This is a genomic window from Mycolicibacterium sp. lyk4-40-TYG-92 (assembly GCF_030209435.1).
GTDB lineage: Bacteria > Actinomycetota > Actinomycetes > Mycobacteriales > Mycobacteriaceae > Mycobacterium.
The window spans coordinates 1-19855 of record NZ_JARVRX010000002.1 but is presented as its reverse complement, the minus strand read 5'-3'; the positions used below and the strand labels follow the sequence as shown (position 1 = coordinate 19855).

Here is a 19855-nt window from a genome sequence, read left to right as displayed (position 1 = left end):
CCCTACACCGGCAGCCGCACCACGAACCCGGACTCCAGCGCCACCCACAGCGCGCCGTCACGATCAACGGCCAGCCCGTGCGGCTCGCTGCCCGGCGGCAGGTCGAATGTCGAGACCTCGCCGTCGGCGCTGACCCGCGCGATCGCGTCGGCGCCCCACAGGCTCACCCACACGCCGTCGGCCTCGTCGGCGACCACCGCGTGCGGCTTACCCGGCAAGTCCAGCTCCTGGATGGCGTCGTTCAGCGGGATGCGGCCCAGCTTGTCCGCGCCGATTGCGGTGAACCACACCGCATCATCGTGCGTCGCGCAGATACCGACCGGCCCCGACGACGGTGTCGGCGTGGGCCGGGTCGAGAGCTTGCCGGCGACCGTCAGCCGCCCGATCGCGGACTTCTGGTTCAACGTGAACCACAGCGCGCCGTCACCACCGGTGGTGATCATCGACGGCATCCCCCGCGGCACGGCAACCACCTCCACCGCGCCGTCGGCCCCCACCCGGCCGACCGTCCCCGCGTCCATGGCGGTGAACCACACCGCATCGTCTGGGCCGACGGTGATGCCGAACGGCGCACTGCCCGCGTCCAATTCGACGAACGTCAGGGCACCGTCACCGGTGATCCGGCCCAGCCGGTCAGTGCCCGCGCACGTGAACCACACGGCCCCGTCCGGCCCCGCGCAGATCTGCATCGGCCGGCTGTCGGTACCGACGTCGAACCGTCGCACCCCACCCCGGGCGTCGATGCGGGCCACCGACCCTGCCGACACCAACGTCACCCACATCGCGCCATCCGGGCCGGCCGCCAGCGCATACGGTCCGCCATCGACCGCAACAGTCAGTGCGCTCACGCCAGCGTGACCAGCCCGAGTTCGTTGTCGGCGGCCAGTAATGCGTTGTGCGGCAACACTCGGACGGTGTACCCGACGGGGCCTGCCACCGGCAGCGGGGTGGTCGCCGAGAACACCTCCACGCCGCCCTCACCGGAACCCGTGTGCGCCATCGGCACGGTCACTGGGTCCACCAACTGGTCACCGGCATCGACCCGACCCAGAACTGCTTGCACCGCAACCTCATCGGTGCGCAAGCCGGCCAACTGCACGGTGGCGGTCAGCGACAACTCCGAACCCAGCAGCGGCGTATCAGGCAGCCCGTAGCTGTCCACGTCGGTGATCTGGATCTTTGGCCACGCCTCGGTCACCCGCGCGCGATACGCCGCGAGCGAGCGGGCCGCACCGAACGGCACGCCGTCGATCGGCTCCACCGTGCGCCGGAACGACTGTGCCGCAGGGCCGTAGTACTTCTCGGTGTAGTCCCGCACCATGCGCGAGGCCAGCACCTTGGGCCCCAGCGACTGCAGCGTGTGCCGCACCATCTCGACCCACCGCATCGGCACGCCGTGCTCGTTGCGCTCGTAGAACTTCGGCGCCACCGAGTGCTCCATCAGGTCGTACAGCGCCGCGGCCTCCAGGTCGTCGCGGCGAGTCTCGTCGGTGACGCCGTCGGCGGTCGGGATTTCCCAACCATTTTCACCGTCGTACCACTCGTCCCACCAGCCATCGCGGATCGACAGGTTGAGCCCGCCATTGAGCGCGCTCTTCATGCCCGATGTGCCACACGCTTCCAGCGGACGCAGCGGGTTGTTGAGCCACACGTCGCAGCCCCAGTACAGCAAGCGGGCCATCGACATGTCGTAGTCCGGCAGGAACGCGATCCGGTGCCGCACGTCGGGCCGGTCGGCGAACTTCACCACCTGCTGGATCAGTGCCTTGCCGCCGTCGTCGGCCGGATGCGACTTGCCGGCGACGATCAGCTGCACGGGCCGCGACTCGTCGAGCAGCAGCCGTTCCAGACGTTCCGGGTCGCGCAGCATCAGCGTCAGGCGCTTGTACGTCGGCACCCGGCGGGCGAAACCGATCGTCAGCACCGATGGGTCGAAAGCCGTTGCGATCCAGCCCAGTTCAGCCTCGGTGGCACCGCGCTCGAGCCACGAACGTCGCAGCCGGGCCCGCACATCGGCGATGAGCATCTCGCGCAGCTGCGAGCGGATCCACCACAGGTGACCAGGATCGACGTCATGCAGCCGCTGCCACAGCTGGGGTTCCCCTGCGGCCTGATCGACGGCCGTCATCCCCTCGACACCGACCAGCTCGCGTCCCAACTCCAGCCATTGCGGCGCCGCCCAGGTGGGCGCGTGCACGCCGTTGGTGATGGACCCGATCGGCACCTCTGCCCGGTCGAAGCCCGGCCACAGTTCGTTGAACATGCCGCGACTGACCCGGCCGTGCAGCAGCGACACCCCATTGGCCCGCTGCGCGAGCCGTAAGCCCATGTGCGCCATGTTGAATTTGTCCGGGTCGTCCTCTGCACCGAACGCGACCACCCGGTACAGCGGCACCTCGGGCAGCAGCGGTGAGGCGACGGTGTCGTCGAAGTAGCGGCGGACCATCTCCACCGGGAACCGGTCGATACCGGCCGGCACCGGGGTGTGGGTGGTGAACACCGTCGATGACCGGACCACTGCCAACGCGGTCTCGAAGTCCAGTCCCGAACCGCTGATGTACTCCCGAATGCGTTCCACGCCAAGGAAACCCGCGTGACCTTCGTTCATGTGGTAGACCTCGGGCGCGTCGATGCCCTCGATCTCGGTGAACGCCCGGATCGCGCGGATGCCACCGATGCCGGCGAGCAGCTCCTGCTTGATCCGGTGCTCCTGGTCGCCGCCGTACAGCCGGTCGGTCACCGAACGCAGCTCGTGATCGTTCTCCGGAATGTCAGAGTCGAGCAACAGCAACGGAACTCGCCCGACCTGGGCCACCCACACCCGTGCCCGCAGCACCTGCGATTCCGGCAGGTTCAGCGACACCAACGTCGGTTGACCGTCGGCACCGGTCAGCAGGCGAAGAGGCAGGCCCTGCGGATCGAGCGACGGATAGTTCTCGTTCTGCCAGCCGTCGGCCGTCAGCGACTGCTTGAAGTAGCCGGACCGGTAGTACAGCCCCACCGCGATCAGCGGCAGGCCGAGATCCGACGCCGACTTGAGGTGATCGCCCGCGAGGATGCCCAGACCGCCCGAGTAGTTCGGCAGCACCTCGGCGACACCGAACTCCATGGAGAAGTACGCGATGCCCTTCGGCATCGCGGGGCCACCGTCCTCGACGAGGTCGGCCTGCTCCTGGTACCACAACGGCCGGCTCAGATAGCTGTCCAGATCAGCGGCCCGGTGGTGCACGCGGCCCACGAAGTCGTCGTCTGCCGCCAGCTCATCCAGCCGCGCGGGGCTCACGGCCCCCAGCAACGCCACCGGGTCGGCACCGACCTGTTCCCACAGCACAGGATCGATCTCCGCGAACAGCTCCTGGGTCGGCGTGTGCCAGGACCAGCGCAGGTTGATGGACAGCCGCTCCAGGGCGGCGAGGCGTTCGGGCAGATGGACACGGACGGTGAACCGGCGGAGGGCTTTCACACGAGCCAACCTTACTGACAATTTTTTCACGCGCGGGGTCAGTTCAGCTGCCGCGCTCAACACATCAAGTCGCTCACTGCCCCTGTGGTGTCATCGGCTACTACGGTGGGTATCAGAGCACGGACGGGCCATCGAGGCCACTACGGTGCGTAGTGGCGTATGCCCGGGTAAGGAGTGGTTTGGGTGGCCGGTCGGATCGAGATCGACGACGTCGCACCAGTGGTGTCCGCAGGCCGATATCCCGCCAAGGCCGTGGTCGGCGAAGTGGTTCCGATCAGCGCGACCGTGTGGCGCGAAGGCCACGACGCCGTCGCCGCAAGCCTGGTGGTGCGATATCACGGCCCGCTCTACCCGCAGCTTGCCGAAACTCCGCCGGGGGCAACCCCGGTGCCGGCCCCGCCGCGGGCCAAGGTCAAGCCGACCCGGCTGCCGATGGCGCCGGGCTTCACGCCCGACGTGTTCCATGGCCAGTTCACCCCTGACGCGGTCGGCCTGTGGACGTACCGTGTCGACGGCTGGGGCGATCCGATCGCGACGTGGCGGCATGCCATCACCGTCAAGCTCGAAGCCGGCCAGAGCGAGGCCGAACTGACCAACGATCTGCTGGTCGGTGCAACCCTCCTGGAGCGCGCCGCCACCGCGGTCCCCCAGGACGACCGCGCCCCGCTACTCACAGCCGCACGTCGACTGCGGGAAGCCGGCGACCCGTACATCCGGGCCGCAGCAGCGTTGGCGCAGGACGTCACGGACCTGCTGCGCAAGTACCCCCTGCGTGAATTAATCACTCGCGGAGAGCAATACGGTATCTGGGTCGACCGTCCGCGCGCGCGATTCAGCGCCTGGTACGAACTGTTCCCCCGGTCCACGGGCGGCTGGGATGCCGACGGGAAGCCGGTGCACGGCACGTTCTCGACCACCGCCAAAGCCATCCCGCGTGTCGCCGCAATGGGTTTCGACGTCCTTTATCTGCCGCCGGTGCATCCGATCGGCAAGGTGCACCGCAAGGGCCCGAACAACAACGTCACCGCGGCACCCGGCGACGTCGGCTCCCCTTGGGCCATCGGCAGCGACGAAGGCGGGCACGACGCCGTGCACCCGGACCTGGGCACCATTGCCGAGTTCGACGACATGATCGCCGCCGCCCGCGAAAACGGGCTGGAGGTGGCGCTCGATCTGGCGCTGCAATGCGCGCCGGATCACCCGTGGGCCAAGGACCACCCGGAGTGGTTCACGGTGCTGCCCGACGGCACCATCGCGTACGCGGAGAATCCGCCGAAGAAGTACCAGGACATCTACCCGCTGAACTTCGACAACGACCCGGCCGGCCTGTACGACGAGGTGCTGCGCGTGGTCAAGTTCTGGATGTCGCACGGCGTCAAGATCTTCCGGGTCGACAACCCGCACACCAAACCGGCGAACTTCTGGGCCTGGCTCATTGCCCAGGCCAAGAACATCGACCCCGACGTGCTGTTCCTGTCCGAGGCGTTCACCCGCCCGGCGCGGCTGTACGGGCTCGCGAAACTCGGCTTCACGCAGTCGTATACGTACTTCACGTGGCGCACCGCGAAGTGGGAGATCACCGAGTTCGGCCAGGAGATCGCCGCATACGCGGACTTCTACCGGCCGAACCTGTTCGTCAACACCCCCGACATCCTGCATGGCAGCCTGCAGCACGGCGGTCCGGGAATGTTCGCGATCCGCGCGGTGCTGGCTGCCACGCTGAGTTCGTCGTGGGGTGTCTACTCCGGCTACGAACTGTTCGAGCACCTGGCCGTCCGCGAGGGCAGCGAGGAGTATCTCGACTCCGAGAAGTACCAGTTGCGGCCACGGGACTTCGAGGCGGCGCTGGCGGGCGGTCGGTCCCTGGAACCGCTGCTGACCCGGCTCAACGAGATTCGGCGCGTGCATCCGGCGCTCAGCCAATTACGGACCATCAAGTTCCATCACGTCGACAACGATGCGTTGTTGGCGTACAGCAAGTTCGACCCCGTTACCGGCGACACCGTCCTCGTGGTGTTGACGCTCAATCCATTCGGCCCCGAGCAGGCAACAGTGTGGCTGGATATGGGCGCCCTCGGCATGGAGGACCACGACCGGTTCTGGGTACGAGACGAGATCACCGGTGAGGAATATCAATGGGGCGCAGCAAATTACGTGCGACTGGACCCGGGCAGAGCGGTAGCCCACATACTGAACATGCCGCAAATCCCGTACGACAAGCGGCTGACTCTCCTGCGGAGGCAACCGTGACCAGTCACCTCCGTCCACCCGCAGCCGAGCAGGCTCGGCTACTGGCCGGCGAGCACCACGATCCGCATTCCATCCTGGGTGCGCACGAGTACGGCAAGCGCACGGTCATCCGGGCGCTGCGCCCGCACGCCACCGGCGTCACGGCATTGATCGGCAAAAAACGCTACTCGATGGAGGCCATCGAGGGCGGCCTGTTCGCGGTCGAGGTGCCGTTCACCAACCTGGCCGACTACCGCTTCGAGGTCGAGTACCCCGGCGATGTCGTGCACACCACAGCCGACCCCTATCGCTTCCTGCCGACGCTCGGCGACATGGACCTGCACCTGCTGGCCGAGGGCCGCCACGAGCGGCTGTGGGAAATCCTTGGTGCACAGCCCCGTTCGTTCACAACACCCGACGGAGTGGTCGAGGGCTTCTCGTTCGCGGTATGGGCCCCCAACGCCAAGGGCGTCAACCTGATCGGCGACTTCAACCACTGGGACGGCAGCGAGGCCCCCATGCGGGCTTTGGGTTCGTCCGGGGTGTGGGAACTGTTCTGGCCCGGATTCGAAGTCGGCAGCCTGTACAAGTTCCGCATTCACGGCGGCAACGGAGCCGTCAGCGATCGTGCTGACCCCATGGCCTTCAACACCGAGGTACCGCCGCTGACCGCGTCGAAAACCTTTGTCAGTTCACATGTCTGGCAGGACGACGCCTGGATGGCTGCCCGCGCCGAGCGCAATCCGATCTTCGAGCCCATGAGCACCTACGAGGTGCACCTCACGTCCTGGCGCCCGGGGCTGAGCTACCGCGAACTGGCCGTCGAGCTCACCGAATACGTAGTGGCACAGGGCTTCACACACGTCGAGTTACTCCCCGTCGCCGAGCACCCCTTCGGCGGGTCCTGGGGTTATCAGGTGACGTCGTACTACGCGCCGACGTCACGGCTCGGCACCCCCGACGACTTCCGGTATCTGGTCGACACACTGCACCAGGCCGGCATCGGTGTGATCGTCGACTGGGTGCCCGCACACTTCCCGAAGGACTCGTGGGCGCTGGGCCGCTTCGACGGCACGCCGCTGTACGAGCACGCCGATCCCCGCCGCGGCGAGCAACTCGACTGGGGCACCTACGTTTTCGACTTCGGCCGCAACGAGGTCCGCAACTTCCTGGTGGCCAACGCACTGTACTGGCTGCAGGAGTTCCACGTCGACGGCCTCCGCGTCGACGCCGTCGCCTCCATGCTGTACCTGGACTACTCCCGCCCCGAAGGCGGTTGGACGCCCAACATCTACGGCGGCCGGGAGAACCTGGAGGCGGTCCAGTTCCTGCAGGAGATGAACGCCACCGTCCACAAGCTGGTCCCCGGCATCGTCACCGTCGCCGAGGAATCGACGTCGTGGCCCGGCGTCACCCGCCCGACAAACCTTGGTGGCCTTGGCTTCTCGATGAAATGGAACATGGGGTGGATGAACGACACCCTGGACTACATCAGCCACGATCCGGTGCACCGCAGCTACCACCATCATGAGATGACGTTCTCGATGTTGTATGCCTACAGCGAGCACTACGTCCTGCCGATCAGCCACGACGAAGTCGTGCACGGCAAGGGCACGCTGTGGACCCGGATGCCGGGTGACGACCACGCCAAGGCGGCCGGCCTCCGTCAGCTGCTGGCCTACCAGTGGGCGCACCCCGGCAAGCAATTGCTGTTCATGGGACAGGAATTCGGCCAGCGCGCCGAATGGTCCGAGGAACGCGGGCTCGACTGGTTCCAGCTCGGCGAACACAGTTTCTCAACCGGTGTGCAGCAGCTCGTCCGCGACATCAATGGCATCTACCGGGACAACCGGGCGCTGTGGTCCCGCGACAGCAGCCCCGAGGGCTACTCGTGGATCGACGCCAACGACTCCAACAACAACGTGCTGAGCTTCCTGCGGTTCGGCGACGACGGGTCGGCCGTCGCCTGCGTCTTCAACTTCTCGGGCAGTGAGCACTCGCGTTACCGGCTGGGTCTGCCGCACGCCGGGACGTGGCAGGAGCTGCTCAACACCGACGCCACCGTCTACAACGGTGCGGGCGCGGGCAACATGGGCGCGGTCGAGGCCACCGACGAGCCGTGGCACGGCCGACCCGCCTCGGCCGTCCTGGTCCTCCCGCCGCTGTCGGCGCTCTGGCTCAAGCCTGCCTAGAGTCCCGCAGTCCGTCGAGCAGACGGCGCACCGCGGCACCGATGTCGCGGCGTGCGCGAACGGGATCCGAAGCCCCCGCGATTGCCGCGACGGCTTGATTGCTGAGTCCCATCAGCAGCACTGCCAGCGGTGAAATCGGCTGCGGCGCAATCACACCCTGCTCCAGCAGGCTGACGAGGCCGGCCTCGATATTGGCCAGGGTGTACCGCGCGTTGCGCTCCTGCCATTTCCGCCAGCCGAGCACCGCGGGCGCGTCGACGACGCGGATGCGCTGCAGCGGAACGTCAACCGCAGTGTCCAGTACGGCATCCCAGCCGGCGACGAACACCGACCACGCGTCCTCACCACGTTCGGCGGCCGCCGCGGCAGCGGACCGAACCCGGGCGCTCACCACCTGGTCGGCGCGGTCGAAGACCTCCTCGAAGAGCGCTTCCTTGTCCGCGAAATGGTGATAGAGCGAGCCACGCGTCACGCCGCTACGGCGGACGATCTCCTCGGTACCGGTCTGGTGATAGCCCTGCTCGCCGAACAACTCGGTCGCGACTGCGACGAGCCGCTCCCGTGAATCCCCCTTGACCGTGACCATACAAGTTGTATGGTATCAGCATACAGACTGTACGGAGGTCGCAATGACGATACTCGACACCCACGTCCCCACCTGCCTCGGCGATCTGCACGTACGTCGCACCGGGACCGGACCTCCCGCCGTCTTGTGGCACAGCCTCTGGGTGGACTCGCGCAGCTGGGGCCGGCTTGTCGACACCCTGGCCGCCCAGCGCCAGGTGGTGACCATCGATGGACCGGGATACGGCACGAGCAGCCCCATCGACCGGGATTTCACCCTCGACGAATGTGCAAGTGCCGCAGGCGAAGTGATCGATGCGCTCGGCCTCGATGCGGTCGACTGGATCGGCAATGCCTGGGGCGGCCACGTCGGCATCACGCTGGCGGCCACCGAACCGCACCGGCTGCGCAGCCTGACCACCATCGCCGCGCCGGTCCTGCCGGTGAGCCGGCGGCAGCGCTGGACCCAGACCTACCCGCTCGCCGCGGCATACCGGCTGCTCGGACCCAATCCCCTGCTGACCGAGATCCTGTTCGACGTTCTGCTCGGCGGCGCGCGCATCGCCCATACCGAACCGGCCGCCGAACTCAAAACCGCGTTCCGCGCAATGGACCGCGAATCAGCTAGGCGCACAATCCGATACATGCACAGCTGGCAGTCGCTGGCCGACCAGCTCGTCGCCGTCACCGTCCCGACGCTGATGATGACCGGCGACCTCGGGGATCAGCACTGGAGTCCCGCCGACGCCCGCGCCGCGGCCAAAACCATGCCGGACGCGCGGGTCGTCCCGCTCACCGGCTCCGGACACGTCGGCCCGCTGTTGGTCGATACCGACTTGATCGCCGATGCCGTCACCAACTTCTGGAATTCGGTGCGGGCTTAGCGCGCGAGAGATCAGTACAGGGCGTTGGCGAGGTTGCGGCGGCCGGCGATGACCTCGGGATCGGCCGGGTCGAACAGGTCGAACAACTCGATGAGCCGGGTACGCACACGGGTGCGGTCGTCGCCCGAGGTCTTCTTGACGAGCGCGATCAACCGGTTGAACGCACCGTCGACGTCGCGCTGGAAGAGCTGCACGTCGGCGGCGGCGAAGGCCAGGTCGATGTCGTCGGGCGAGGCATCGGCCAGACGCACGGCCTCCGGACGCTGTGCGGACGCCCGCTGCAGGAACGCGATCTGCTGCACGGCGCCCTTGGCCTCGACATGCGCCGGGTCGGCCTCGAGGATCGCCTGGTACGCAGCCAGGGCGCCGTCGAAATCGCCGTTGTCGAGGAACTCGCGGGCCTGCGCGAGCGCCGGGTCGACCTGCTCCTCTTCGCCCTCGGCACCGCCGCCCAGCTTGCCGGCTGTCGCCTGCAGCAGCGAGTCCACCCAGCGCCGCAGCTGATCGGCCGGCTGGCCACCCTCGAACGACGTGATCGGCTGCCCGCCGGCGAGCGCGACGACCGTCGGGACGCCCTGGATACCGAACATCTGGGCAATGCGCGGCGAGGTGTCGACGTTGACCGTGCCGAACGACCATTTGCCACCGTCCTCGGCGGCCAGCGCGGACAGCGTCTGCCCGAGCTGGACACTCGAGTCACTGCGCGGCGACCACAGCAGCACGACGACCGGCACCTCACCGGAGCGGATCAGCACCTCGGCTTCGAGATTGGCCTCGGTGATCTCGATGCCACCGGGCGCGCCACCGGCAGCGGCAGCACCTTCAGCGGGACGATTCTTGAGTGCGGAAAGGTCCACCGCGCCAGCCAGCGCGGGACCGATAGGACGCGGACGAGTCACGCTGTCCAGTCTGTCACGCGACGGCCGACGGTTCCGGTTCACCCTCAGCGGTAGGGGCCCCGACGGCCAGCGCGCCGCTCCGTTCGGCCCACCGCAGGAAGACCACGCTGGCCAGCGGCACGATGCTCGCCAGCGCCGCCGACACCCAGGTGGCCAGCGACCAGCGTGCGGCCCGCCCGACGACCAGTCCGGTGACCAGGAAAGCCAGGAACACCACGCCGTGGACCATGCCGAAGATGTGCACGCCGACCTCGGTGCGGGGCGTGCCGAGGTACTTGAAGTACATCCCGATCAGCAGTCCGACCCAGCTGACGGCCTCGGCCATCGCGATCAGACGAAACCAGCCCGCCACCCGGGACACCACAGCGCTCATGGCGCCATTGTGCCCGAGTGACGGGCTGACTACTACGAGGCGTAGTTCACACCTCGCGAAAACTACGGACGACGCAGGATCAGGGCGTCGCCCTGGCCACCGGCACCGCACAGCGCCGCGACGGCGTAACCCGAACCCTTGCGGGCCAGCTCCAGCGCCGCGTGCAGCGTGATACGGGCGCCCGACATGCCGATCGGGTGGCCGATGGCGATGGCGCCACCGTTGACGTTGACCTTGTCGCCGTCGACGCCCAGTTCCTTGGTCGAGGCCAGCGACACCGCCGCGAAGGCCTCGTTGATCTCGATGACGTCCAGATGGTCGACCGTGATGCCCTCGCGCTCGACGGCCTTCTTGATGGCGTTGGCCGGCTGGCTCTGCAGCGTCGAGTCCGGGCCGGCGACGACGCCGTGCGCGCCGATCTCGCACAGCCAGGTCAGGCCCAGCGACTCGGCCTTGTCCTTGCTCATGACCACGACCGCACACGCGCCGTCGGAGATCTGCGACGCCGAACCGGCGGTGATGGTGCCGTCCTTGCGGAACGCCGGCTTCAGGCCACCGAGGGACTCGGCGGTGGTGTTGCCGCGGATGCCCTCGTCCTCGGAGAACTCGATCGGGTCGCCCTTGCGCTGCGGGATGGACACCGCGACGACCTCGTCGGCAAAGACACCGTCCTTCCACGCGGCCGCGGCCTTCTGGTGCGACTGCGCGGCGAACTCGTCCTGCTCGGCGCGGGTGAACTTGTCCTGGTCGTTGCGCTGCTCGGTCAGAGCGCCCATCGGCTGGTCGGTGAACACGTCGTGCAGACCGTCGTATGCGAGGTGATCGAGCGCGGTGACGTTGCCGTACTTGTAGCCCTCACGGCTCTTGGGCAGCAGGTGCGGGGCCTGGCTCATGGACTCCTGGCCACCGGCCACGACGACCTCGAACTCACCGGCGCGAATCAGCTGGTCCGCGAGGGCGATGGCGTCGATGCCCGACAGGCACATCTTGTTGATGGTCAGCGACGCGACGTCCCACGGGATGCCCGCGGCGACGGCCGCCTGACGGGCCGGCATCTGCCCGGCACCGGCGGTCAGAACCTGGCCCATGATCACGTAATCGACCGCAGCGGGCTCGACGCCGGCCTTCTCCAGGGCGCCCTTGATGGCGATGGCGCCCAGGTCGCTACCCGAGAAGTCCTTCAGCGAACCCATCAACTTACCTACCGGCGTGCGGGCTCCAGCAACAATTACCGAGGTCGTCATTTCCATCCTCCAACAAATCTGTAACGGCTAATGTGGCCGATCACACAGGCGCAAATTCGGTCGTATCAGGTTACCTTTACGTTATGACCACCGAACACGTCGATGCCCGTCCGGCGCTGGCCAGCGCCCTCGTGACCGCTGTTGATCACGTCGGTATCGCCGTGCCGGATCTGGACGCGGCGATCCGGTGGTACCACGACCACCTCGGCATGATCGTCCTGCACGAAGAGGTCAACGAGGACCAGGGCGTCCGTGAGGCCATGCTCTCCGTCCGTGGCGCGCCCGTCGGCAGCGCCCAGATTCAGCTGCTGGCCCCGCTCGACGAGAAGTCGACCATCGCCAAGTTCATCGATACCCGCGGCCCGGGCCTGCAGCAGCTGGCCTACCGGACCAGCGACATCGACGCCCTGTCCGAGCGCCTGCGCGCCGACGGCGTCCGCCTGCTGTACGAAGCGCCGCGCCGTGGCACCGCCGACTCGCGCATCAACTTCATCCACCCGAAGGATGCCGGTGGCGTGCTGATCGAGCTGGTCGAGCCCGCCGCCGAAGGACACTGACGCGCTGCTCGCGCGCTGACTAGGACCACCGTCGCGTCGGTCCTCTGTTTCCCCGATTCGTCCAGCACGGCGTATGCCAATGCCGGCGGTCCTCGGCGTCGTCGACCCGCAGTACCACCACATGCGCTGTGCCCGGGCGGATTTCGTGATCGCATCCCGGGCACCGATACATCTTGACGGCGCGTGATCCGGCCACCGACCGCACCTCGTAGTCATATCCGTCGGGTCCGGTCTCCACCCGGCGTGACGACACCCCGAGCAGTGGCGGCGGGTCCCGCCGGGGCCGCTCCGGACGTCGCCGCGGCATCAGAACAACCGGAACTCGTCGTTGTCCATGCCGCGCATCTTGTCGTAGTCCAAAGTCACGCAACGGATTCCACGATCAGTGGCGAGCGTGCGCGCCTGCGGCTTGATCTGCTGAGCGGCGAACACCCCGGCCACCGGCGCCAGGACGCTGTCCCGGTTGAGCAGGTCGAGGTACCGCGTCAGCTGCTCAACCCCGTCGATCTCACCGCGGCGCTTGATCTCCACCGCGACCGACGCGCCGGTCTCGTCGCGGCACAGGAGGTCCACAGGGCCGATCGGCGTCGGGTACTCGCGCCGCACCAACGTGTATCCGACCCCCAGCAGCTCGACGTGCTCGGCGAGCAGCTCCTGCAGGTGCGCCTCCACGCCGTCCTTCACCAGGCCGGGATCGACGCCGAGCACGTGACTGGAGTCGTGCTCGATGTCCTCGACGGTGATCCGCAGCTGCTCACCGGCTTTGTTCTCGACGACCCAGACCAGAGCCGAAACGCCGTCCACCGGCGCCTCCTCGACGGTCCAGCACGGCGGCGTCATCCAGTTCAGCGGCTTGTAGGCGCGGTCATCGGCATGCACACTCACCGATCCATCCGCCTTGAACAACAGCAGGCGGCGGGCCGACGGCAGATGTGCGGTCAGACGTCCGACGTAGTCAACGGTGCACTGGGCGATCACGAGACGCACCCGAACCACCTTAGGGGTATTGAATCCCGCTCCGGACTCGCCCCACGAACTAGGCTGACGGCCAATGACTGCGGACCAGAGCGGGACGACGCGCCTGGCGCGGATACGGGAAGCCATCACCCCGCGTACGAGCTTGCAGTCCACACCCGAATACGGATCGTGGATTCTGGGCCGTGTTTCCGAGACTCAGCGCCGGCGACGTATCCGCATCCAACTCATCCTGACCACGTTCGTGATCGTCGCGAATATGATCGGCGTCGGCGTCTCGATCTTCATCGAGACGGTGCTGTTCCCGACCCCCAACGTCTTCCGGGCCGACGTCTGGTGGATCACCACGATCGTGGCACCCGCGTACATCGTGTTCGCCTTCCTCGTCGGCGTCGTGTGGGCGACCAACAGGGTGATCCAGAGCGTGCGCTGGGCCATCGAAGAACGCACTCCCACCGTCGAGGACCAGCGCAACACCTTCCGCGCGCCGGGCCAGCTCACGCGCGTGCTGCTGTTCCTGTGGGGCTCCGGCGCCGTACTGCTGACGACGCTCTACGCGCTGCACGACACCCAGTTCATCCCCAAACTGCTGCTGGGCGTCACCTTCCCCGGCATCGTCGTATCCACCAGCTGCAACCTGTACACCGAGTTCGCGCTGCGCCCGGTAGCTGCCGACGCCCTTCAGGCCGGACGGCCGCCATCGCGGCTGGCGCCGGGCATCATGGGCCGAACCATGGTGGTGTGGGCGTTCGGCTCGGGCGTGCCGATGCTGGGCGTGCTGTTGGCCGCGGTGTTCGCGCTCACCCAAAGCACCCTCACCCCAACCCAATTCGCGTTCGCCGTGCTGGTGCTGGCGGTGTTCGCGTTGGTGTTCGGCGCGTTGCTGATGTGGATCGTGGCATGGCTGACCGCCAGCCCGATCCGTATTGTGCGACAGGCACTCAGCCGCGTCGAGCAGGGCGACCTGACCACCGATCTCGTGGTCTTCGATGGCACCGAGCTCGGCCAGCTGCAACGCGGATTCAACTCCATGGTGCACGGACTGCGGGAACGCGAACGGGTCCGCGACCTGTTCGGCCGGCACGTGGGACGTGAGGTCGCGGCGCTCGCCGAGCAGGAGAAGCCGCAACTCGGCGGCGAAGAGCGGCATGCCGCGGTGATCTTCGTCGACGTCATCGGCTCCACCCAATTGGTGACGAGCCGTCCGGCCGTCGAGGTCGTCGAGCTGCTGAACCGCTTCTTCGCCGTCATCGTCGACGAGGTGGACCGGCACCACGGGTTCGTCAACAAATTCGAGGGCGACGCGGTGCTGGCGGTGTTCGGGGCGCCGGTGTCGTTGCAGTGCACCGAAGGTGACGCCCTGGCCGCCGCCCGGGCCATCGCGTCGCGACTGCGTGACGAAGTGCCCGAATTGAAGGCGGGCCTCGGCGTCGCGGCCGGCACCGTGGTGGCCGGCAACGTCGGAGCCAAGGAGCGGTTCGAGTACACGGTGATCGGCGAGCCGGTCAACGAGGCGGCTCGACTGTGCGAGCTCGCCAAGTCTGTGCCGGGCCATCTGGCGGCCTCCGCGAGCATGCTCGACGCGGTCAGCGAATCCGAAAGCGCGCACTGGACCCTGGGTGACACCGTGACGCTGCGTGGGATGTCCGAGCCGACGCAGCTGGCCATCCTGGCCTGAAATTCACATCTGCTTCACACAGATCCGGAGGATCATGGTGGTTATGAAGCGACATTCCGTCATGGCTGCCGCCGCCGGCGCACTGGCCGTGTCGCTGGCGCTCGCTCCTCAGGCCGCGGCCGACACCTACAACACCGGCGGTTCGGCGGCTGACGTCATCAACAATCTCCAGGCCGAGGGCTACCTCGTACAGATCAACTGGACCAACGGTTTCGACGTCAAGCCGCTCGACACCTGCTGGGTGACCGGCGTGAACAACCCCGGCAATTTCAAGCCGGGCGGCCCGGTCGCGGCGACCGTCTACGTCGACGTACAGTGCCCCAACCACGAGTATTGAGTCACGCCTGCGGGTAGGGCGCAAAACGCTTGTCGAATCCGGCCTTCCGTTCGTCGAGTGCCGCTTGCCGTTGCGCCGCAGTGACATACGTCGTCCCGGCCGGCAGCACCGTGCTGAGGTCGCTGAGCGCAACCACCTGTGAACTCACCTTCGGCAGATTGGTGTCCGTCGTGTCGATGTCCTGGAACCGGATCGAGATGGTCCCCTGGTTGAGGCCACCGGTAGACACCCAGTTCGCCACCCCGGGATCGGTCGGCGACACCACGATGGTGTAGCTGCCGTCCGCATTGGCCACCGACTGCGCGATGTTCAGGCTGGTCTGCTGGTCCCAGTAGTTCTTGGTGATGGTCCAGTCATTGGTCACCGGCACGACGAAATAGCCGGCGTCACCGGGCTTGATCGTCAGCACCAGCGCCTGGTCGTCGGCCAGCTGGAAGTACCCCGGGCTCTGCACCTGGGTCGACAGGAACGTCGCGTTGCTCTCGGGATCGGTGAAGACGTTGGGCGGCTTCGCCTTTCCCGACGAATCCTTGGTCGCCACATCCATGTACTGCGGTTCCATCCGCAGCCCGAGGGCGAGAATCACCGACGCCTCCAAGCCCTGCAGGAACCTCGGCATCACCGGCAGCGGCGGGACCAGCGAGACCAGGTTGGTCAGGAACGGATTACCGGAGACGGCCGGTCCCAGACCAGGGATGTCGAAGCCGCCGATCTGTGCGAACAGGCTGTTTCGGGGGCCGCCGACCCGCTCGATCGACAAGCTCATCGGATCCTGAGCGTTCCAGTCCGACAGGGTGTTCCGCGCGACGATCAAGGTGGTGTCGGTCGGGATCTGCAGATGATTGGTCTGACCCGGTTCGGCCGGACGCGAACTCACCGTCACGGTGAAGGTGCCGTCCGGGTTGATCTGCATGTCCTTGGCATTCAGCACCGCGGCTGTCTTCCCGCCAAGGCCTGTCAGCACACTGAAGGTCGTCTCCGCGGGCCTCTCTCCCGGACCGAACTTCCCGCTGATCACGTACGTGGACGTCGAGTTGACCGCCATCATCCGGTAGATGGTGTCCGGGTTGTCGTACAGGATGCGCGTGCCGGTGATCGACTGGCCGAACCAATCGTGCGGCGGCATAACCATTTCCAGCACCGTCGGTCGCATCGGGTTGAGCAGCTGGTACTCCATGGCGGCCTGCTGGGCGTACTCATCCACGGCCTGCTTCAGCTGATCCAGGTTCTCCTGGTCGGGTCCACCGACCTGGGAGTACTGCTGCTTGGCATTCAGCTGGAACGCGAATTTGAGGATCGCCTTCATGATCTGCATCGGCAGCGTGTTCACGATGGCGTTGGCGTTCCGTTCGCCGGCCAGCTGCTGCGACGTGCCGAGCACCGTGGTGGCGCTCTGCAACGACGTCGGCGCGGCCGCCAATGACGTTGTCGCGGAGGCGGATGCGGTCTCCCGGCGAGTGACGCCGAGCAGCGCGGACAACGCGGCGTTCTGCAGCGGGGCGACGGGATTCCCGGACGCATTCGCCGTCCCGTTGAGGCCCACTGCCGAGAGCACATGCGACACCGCTGCGGTCGCGGCCGCAACCGGTGCGCCGATCGAAGCGACCGGCACTGCCACATGCGCCCGTGGCGCGGTGCTCACAGGTGCGTCCTCCTTGGCCGCCGCCTGCACCTTCGAGGGTTTCTGCGCGGTTTGGGCGGTCGGTGTGGTGGCGACCTTCTTGGCCGCGGGTTTCGCGTCAGGCTCAGACGTCTTGCCGGCGTCGGTCGCATCCTTCGCGGTCGACGGCTTCCCCGCGTCGGCCTGCCCCGCGGGTCGCTTCGACGACTTCTTCGCCGGATTCACGCCGCCAGAGCGCTTGCCGCCCTTATCCTTCTTCGGGTTGTCCGCGTTGGCGTTGTCCGCATCACCCTTGGCGGCGTCACCCTTGGCGGAACTGTCGCTCTTGGCATGGTTGCCCGATGACGCCCCAGTAGCGTCGCTCGGTGCGGCGAGGGCGATGCCAGGGCTACTCGCCACCGCGACGCCGATCCCCAGGGCAACAGCCAACGCACCAACCCGTCCGACGAATCTGGCTGCGCCAGTTGACAACTGCCCACGACTGCTGTTTGGCATGTGACTCCCCTGAACCCCGACTAGAACGCGTTCCAGTTATAACAGGGCCACAGTCGCCCGTCAGCCATTTACGAGACAAATGATTAAATATGTCTCGCCAGCCACGTTGATGTCGGTTTCCCGCTAGTACTCGGGTCTGCCGCATGCCATTGTCGAAGGTATGTACGACGATTTCGACCGCTGCTATCGGGCAGTCCAATCCAAGGACGCCCGGTTCGACGGTTGGTTCGTCACGGCCGTCCTCACCACAGGCATCTATTGCCGTCCCAGTTGCCCGGTCCGGCCTCCGTTCGCACGCAACGTCCGCTTCTACCCAACCGCCGCAGCAGCGCAGCGAGCCGGCTTCCGGGCCTGCAAACGCTGTCGGCCCGACGCATCTCCCGGGTCCCCGGAGTGGAACATCCGCACCGACGTCGTCGCCCGCGCCATGCGGCTGATCGCCGACGGCACCGTCGACAGAGAGGGCGTCACGGGGCTGGCCGCCAGGCTCGGCTACACCACCCGGCAGCTCGAGCGCCTGCTCCAGGCGGAGGTGGGTGCGAACCCGTTGGCGCTCGCCCGAGCTCAGCGGAGCCAGACCGCACGGGTACTCATCGAGACCACGAAACTGCCCTTTGGTGACGTCGCGTTCGCCGCGGGCTTTTCCAGCATCCGCCAGTTCAACGACACCATTCGCGAGGTGTGCGCACTGACGCCGACCGAGCTCCGGAACCGGGCGCAGACGCGCTTCGAGCCCAACGAAACCCCAGGCACGGGAACGCTTTCCGTCCGGTTGCCGGTGCGGACGCCGTTTGCCTACGAGGGCGTGTTCGGCCACCTGTCGGCCGGCGCGGTGTCCGGCGTCGAAGAGGTCCGCGACGGTGCGTTCCGACGTACCCTGCGGCTGCCCAACGGCACCGGCATCGTCGGGCTGTCACCGCGCGTCGACCACGTCCAATGCACGCTGATCCTCGACGACTTCCGGGACCTGGCCACCGCCATCGCCCGGTGCCGGCGACTCCTCGACCTCGACGCCGACCCAGAGGCCGTCATCGACGTCCTGAACACCGACCGGCACCTGGCGCCCATCGTCGCCAAGGCGCCCGGGCAACGCATCCCCCGCACGGTCGACGAGAACGAGTTGGCACTGCGGGTGGTGATCGGCCAGCAGGTATCCATGAAAGCCGCGGCGACGCACACTCGCCGGCTGGCGCTGGCTTACGGCACGCCAATCAACGACCCGGCGGGGGCCTTGACCCATGTCTTCCCGTCCGTCACACAACTGGCCGAGATCGATCCCAGCCACCTGGCCTTCCCGGAGTCCCGCCGACGCACGCTTGTCGCGCTGATCGACGCGCTCGCCGCCGGCACTCTCGAACTCGACGCCGGGTCGGACTGGTTGCAGGCCAGAAGTCAGTTGGCCGAACTGCCCGGCATCGGGCCGTGGACTGCCGAGGTCATCGCGATGCGGGGACTCGGCGATCCAGACGCGTTTCCGGCCAGCGACCTCGGCGTGCAGGCCGCGGCCAAACAAGCTGGGTTACCCGACAATTCACGCCAGTTGATCGCGCACAGCACGCACTGGCGTCCGTGGCGCGCGTACGCCACCCAACACCTGTGGACCTCCCTGGATCATGCGGTCAACCAATGGCCGCCGCTGAGCACCAACCCTCCGCTATCACCACAACAGGAGCAGGCATGACCGCCACGTTGCAGACCAGGACCATGCACAGCCCGGTCGGAACCATCACGATCGCCGGGTGCGACGGGCGCATTCGGCACCTGCGGATGGATGATCAGACATACGAGCCCAGCCATGACGGCTGGGAGCCCGACGAGACGGCATTTCCGGAGGCCGTCGACCAACTGACCGCCTACTTCGCCGGCGAGCTCCAGGAGTTCGAGCTGGAACTCGACCTCATCGGCACCGAGTTCCAGCGCCGAGTCTGGGGCGCGTTGTTGACCATCCCCTACGGCGAAACACGCTCGTACGGCGAGATCGCCCTGCAGGTCGGATCACCGGGCGCTTCTCGTGCGGTCGGATTGGCGAACGGACACAATCCGGTCGGCATCATCGTGCCCTGCCACCGAGTCATCGGGGCGAATGGCAGCCTGACCGGGTACGGCGGCGGATTGGACCGCAAGAGGCTGCTGCTCGATCTGGAGAAAAGTCGGTCAGGAGCCGAAGAACCGACGCTGTTCGATTGACGAAATAGCATTTCGGCGCCACACATTGCCGCGGCGCCGAAATGCGAAAGTGTCCGGAACGCAAAATGCCTCAGCCCCCCGATTTTCATCGGGGGGCTGAGGTAATTTGTGTTCGGCGGTGTCCTACTTTTCCGCCCGTGCAGGGCAGTATCATCGG

At 67.0% G+C, this 19855-nt stretch carries 17 protein-coding genes; 8 read left to right on the top strand and 9 right to left on the bottom strand.

Translation table 11 applies throughout. The features are described 5' to 3' along the window. Positions 1-2: 2 nt before the first annotated feature. A complete protein-coding gene (locus QRN63_RS04845) occupies positions 3-848 on the bottom strand; it encodes a virginiamycin B lyase family protein (protein WP_502888086.1) in 846 nt (281 codons plus the stop codon). Beyond that, positions 845-3463 carry a glycosyltransferase family 1 protein gene (locus QRN63_RS04840; protein WP_285029720.1) on the bottom strand — a complete coding sequence of 873 codons (2619 nt, stop codon included), beginning with the start codon at positions 3461-3463 and terminating at the stop codon, positions 845-847. The genes QRN63_RS04845 and QRN63_RS04840 overlap by 4 nt, the downstream gene beginning before the upstream one ends. 183 nt (positions 3464-3646) lie before the next feature. Between QRN63_RS04840 and QRN63_RS04835 the strand changes: the two genes are divergently transcribed. Both QRN63_RS04835 and glgB read left to right on the top strand, forming a co-directional pair. Beyond that, positions 3647-5713 carry an alpha-1,4-glucan--maltose-1-phosphate maltosyltransferase gene (locus QRN63_RS04835; RefSeq protein ID WP_285029718.1) on the top strand — a complete coding sequence of 689 codons (2067 nt, stop codon included), beginning with the start codon at positions 3647-3649 and terminating at the stop codon, positions 5711-5713. Continuing rightward, on the top strand, positions 5710-7884 hold the full coding sequence (gene glgB, locus QRN63_RS04830) for a 1,4-alpha-glucan branching protein GlgB (protein ID WP_267315144.1): 2175 nt from the start codon (positions 5710-5712) through the stop codon (positions 7882-7884). The genes QRN63_RS04835 and glgB overlap by 4 nt, the downstream gene beginning before the upstream one ends. Here the strand turns inward: glgB and QRN63_RS04825 are convergent. Continuing rightward, positions 7871-8470, bottom strand: a complete 600-nt coding sequence (locus QRN63_RS04825; protein ID WP_267315145.1) for a TetR/AcrR family transcriptional regulator — start codon at positions 8468-8470, stop codon at positions 7871-7873. The genes glgB and QRN63_RS04825 overlap by 14 nt on opposite strands. A 43-nt stretch (positions 8471-8513) precedes the next feature. On the opposite strand from QRN63_RS04825, the gene QRN63_RS04820 reads away from it, so the two are divergent. After that, entirely contained in the window at positions 8514-9332 is an 819-nt protein-coding gene (locus tag QRN63_RS04820; protein ID WP_285029715.1) for an alpha/beta fold hydrolase, read from the top strand. Positions 9333-9343: 11 nt separating this feature from the next. On the opposite strand, the gene QRN63_RS04815 is transcribed toward QRN63_RS04820, so the two are convergent. The 3 genes from QRN63_RS04815 to QRN63_RS04805 form a co-directional block, all read right to left on the bottom strand. Continuing rightward, a complete protein-coding gene (locus QRN63_RS04815) occupies positions 9344-10231 on the bottom strand; it encodes a tetratricopeptide repeat protein (RefSeq protein WP_285029714.1) in 888 nt (295 codons plus the stop codon). Positions 10232-10244: 13 nt separating this feature from the next. Further along, on the bottom strand, positions 10245-10604 hold the full coding sequence (locus tag QRN63_RS04810) for a DUF3817 domain-containing protein (protein WP_267315150.1): 360 nt from the start codon (positions 10602-10604) through the stop codon (positions 10245-10247). A gap of 62 nt (positions 10605-10666) precedes the next feature. Then, the gene (locus QRN63_RS04805) at positions 10667-11848 is read right to left on the bottom strand and encodes an acetyl-CoA C-acetyltransferase (RefSeq protein WP_285029711.1); all 1182 of its coding nucleotides are present in this window, start codon (positions 11846-11848) and stop codon (positions 10667-10669) included. Between the two features lie 83 nt (positions 11849-11931). Here QRN63_RS04805 and mce point away from each other — a divergent pair, with 83 nt between their 5' ends. Next, the gene (gene mce / locus QRN63_RS04800; RefSeq protein WP_267315152.1) at positions 11932-12405 is read left to right on the top strand and encodes a methylmalonyl-CoA epimerase; all 474 of its coding nucleotides are present in this window, start codon (positions 11932-11934) and stop codon (positions 12403-12405) included. A gap of 19 nt (positions 12406-12424) precedes the next feature. Here mce and QRN63_RS04795 read toward each other — a convergent pair whose 3' ends face one another. Both QRN63_RS04795 and nucS read right to left on the bottom strand, forming a co-directional pair. Then, complete coding sequence (locus QRN63_RS04795; protein WP_285029709.1) at positions 12425-12712, bottom strand: Rv1322 family protein; 288 nt, start codon at positions 12710-12712, stop codon at positions 12425-12427. Next, positions 12712-13392, bottom strand: coding sequence for an endonuclease NucS (gene nucS / locus QRN63_RS04790; protein ID WP_285029708.1), 681 nt, complete (start codon positions 13390-13392; stop codon positions 12712-12714). Before nucS ends, QRN63_RS04795 begins: the two co-directional genes overlap by 1 nt. Before the next feature lie 64 nt (positions 13393-13456). Between nucS and QRN63_RS04785 the strand changes: the two genes are divergently transcribed. Next, complete coding sequence (locus QRN63_RS04785; RefSeq protein WP_285029707.1) at positions 13457-15058, top strand: adenylate/guanylate cyclase domain-containing protein; 1602 nt, start codon at positions 13457-13459, stop codon at positions 15056-15058. A 43-nt stretch (positions 15059-15101) separates the two neighbouring features. After that, positions 15102-15395: a hypothetical protein gene (locus QRN63_RS04780; protein ID WP_267315155.1), complete on the top strand. Its 294-nt coding sequence runs from the start codon at positions 15102-15104 to the stop codon at positions 15393-15395. 1 nt (position 15396) lies between these two features. Here QRN63_RS04780 and QRN63_RS04775 read toward each other — a convergent pair whose 3' ends face one another. After that, positions 15397-17445 carry a DUF1214 domain-containing protein gene (locus QRN63_RS04775; RefSeq protein WP_285029705.1) on the bottom strand — a complete coding sequence of 683 codons (2049 nt, stop codon included), beginning with the start codon at positions 17443-17445 and terminating at the stop codon, positions 15397-15399. A 226-nt stretch (positions 17446-17671) separates the two neighbouring features. Between QRN63_RS04775 and QRN63_RS04770 the strand changes: the two genes are divergently transcribed. Together QRN63_RS04770 and QRN63_RS04765 are read left to right on the top strand one after the other, a co-directional pair. Further along, positions 17672-19192 carry a DNA-3-methyladenine glycosylase 2 family protein gene (locus tag QRN63_RS04770; RefSeq protein ID WP_285029704.1) on the top strand — a complete coding sequence of 507 codons (1521 nt, stop codon included), beginning with the start codon at positions 17672-17674 and terminating at the stop codon, positions 19190-19192. Further along, on the top strand, positions 19189-19698 hold the full coding sequence (locus QRN63_RS04765) for a methylated-DNA--[protein]-cysteine S-methyltransferase (RefSeq protein ID WP_285029703.1): 510 nt from the start codon (positions 19189-19191) through the stop codon (positions 19696-19698). Before QRN63_RS04770 ends, QRN63_RS04765 begins: the two co-directional genes overlap by 4 nt. Positions 19699-19855 lie beyond the last annotated feature (157 nt).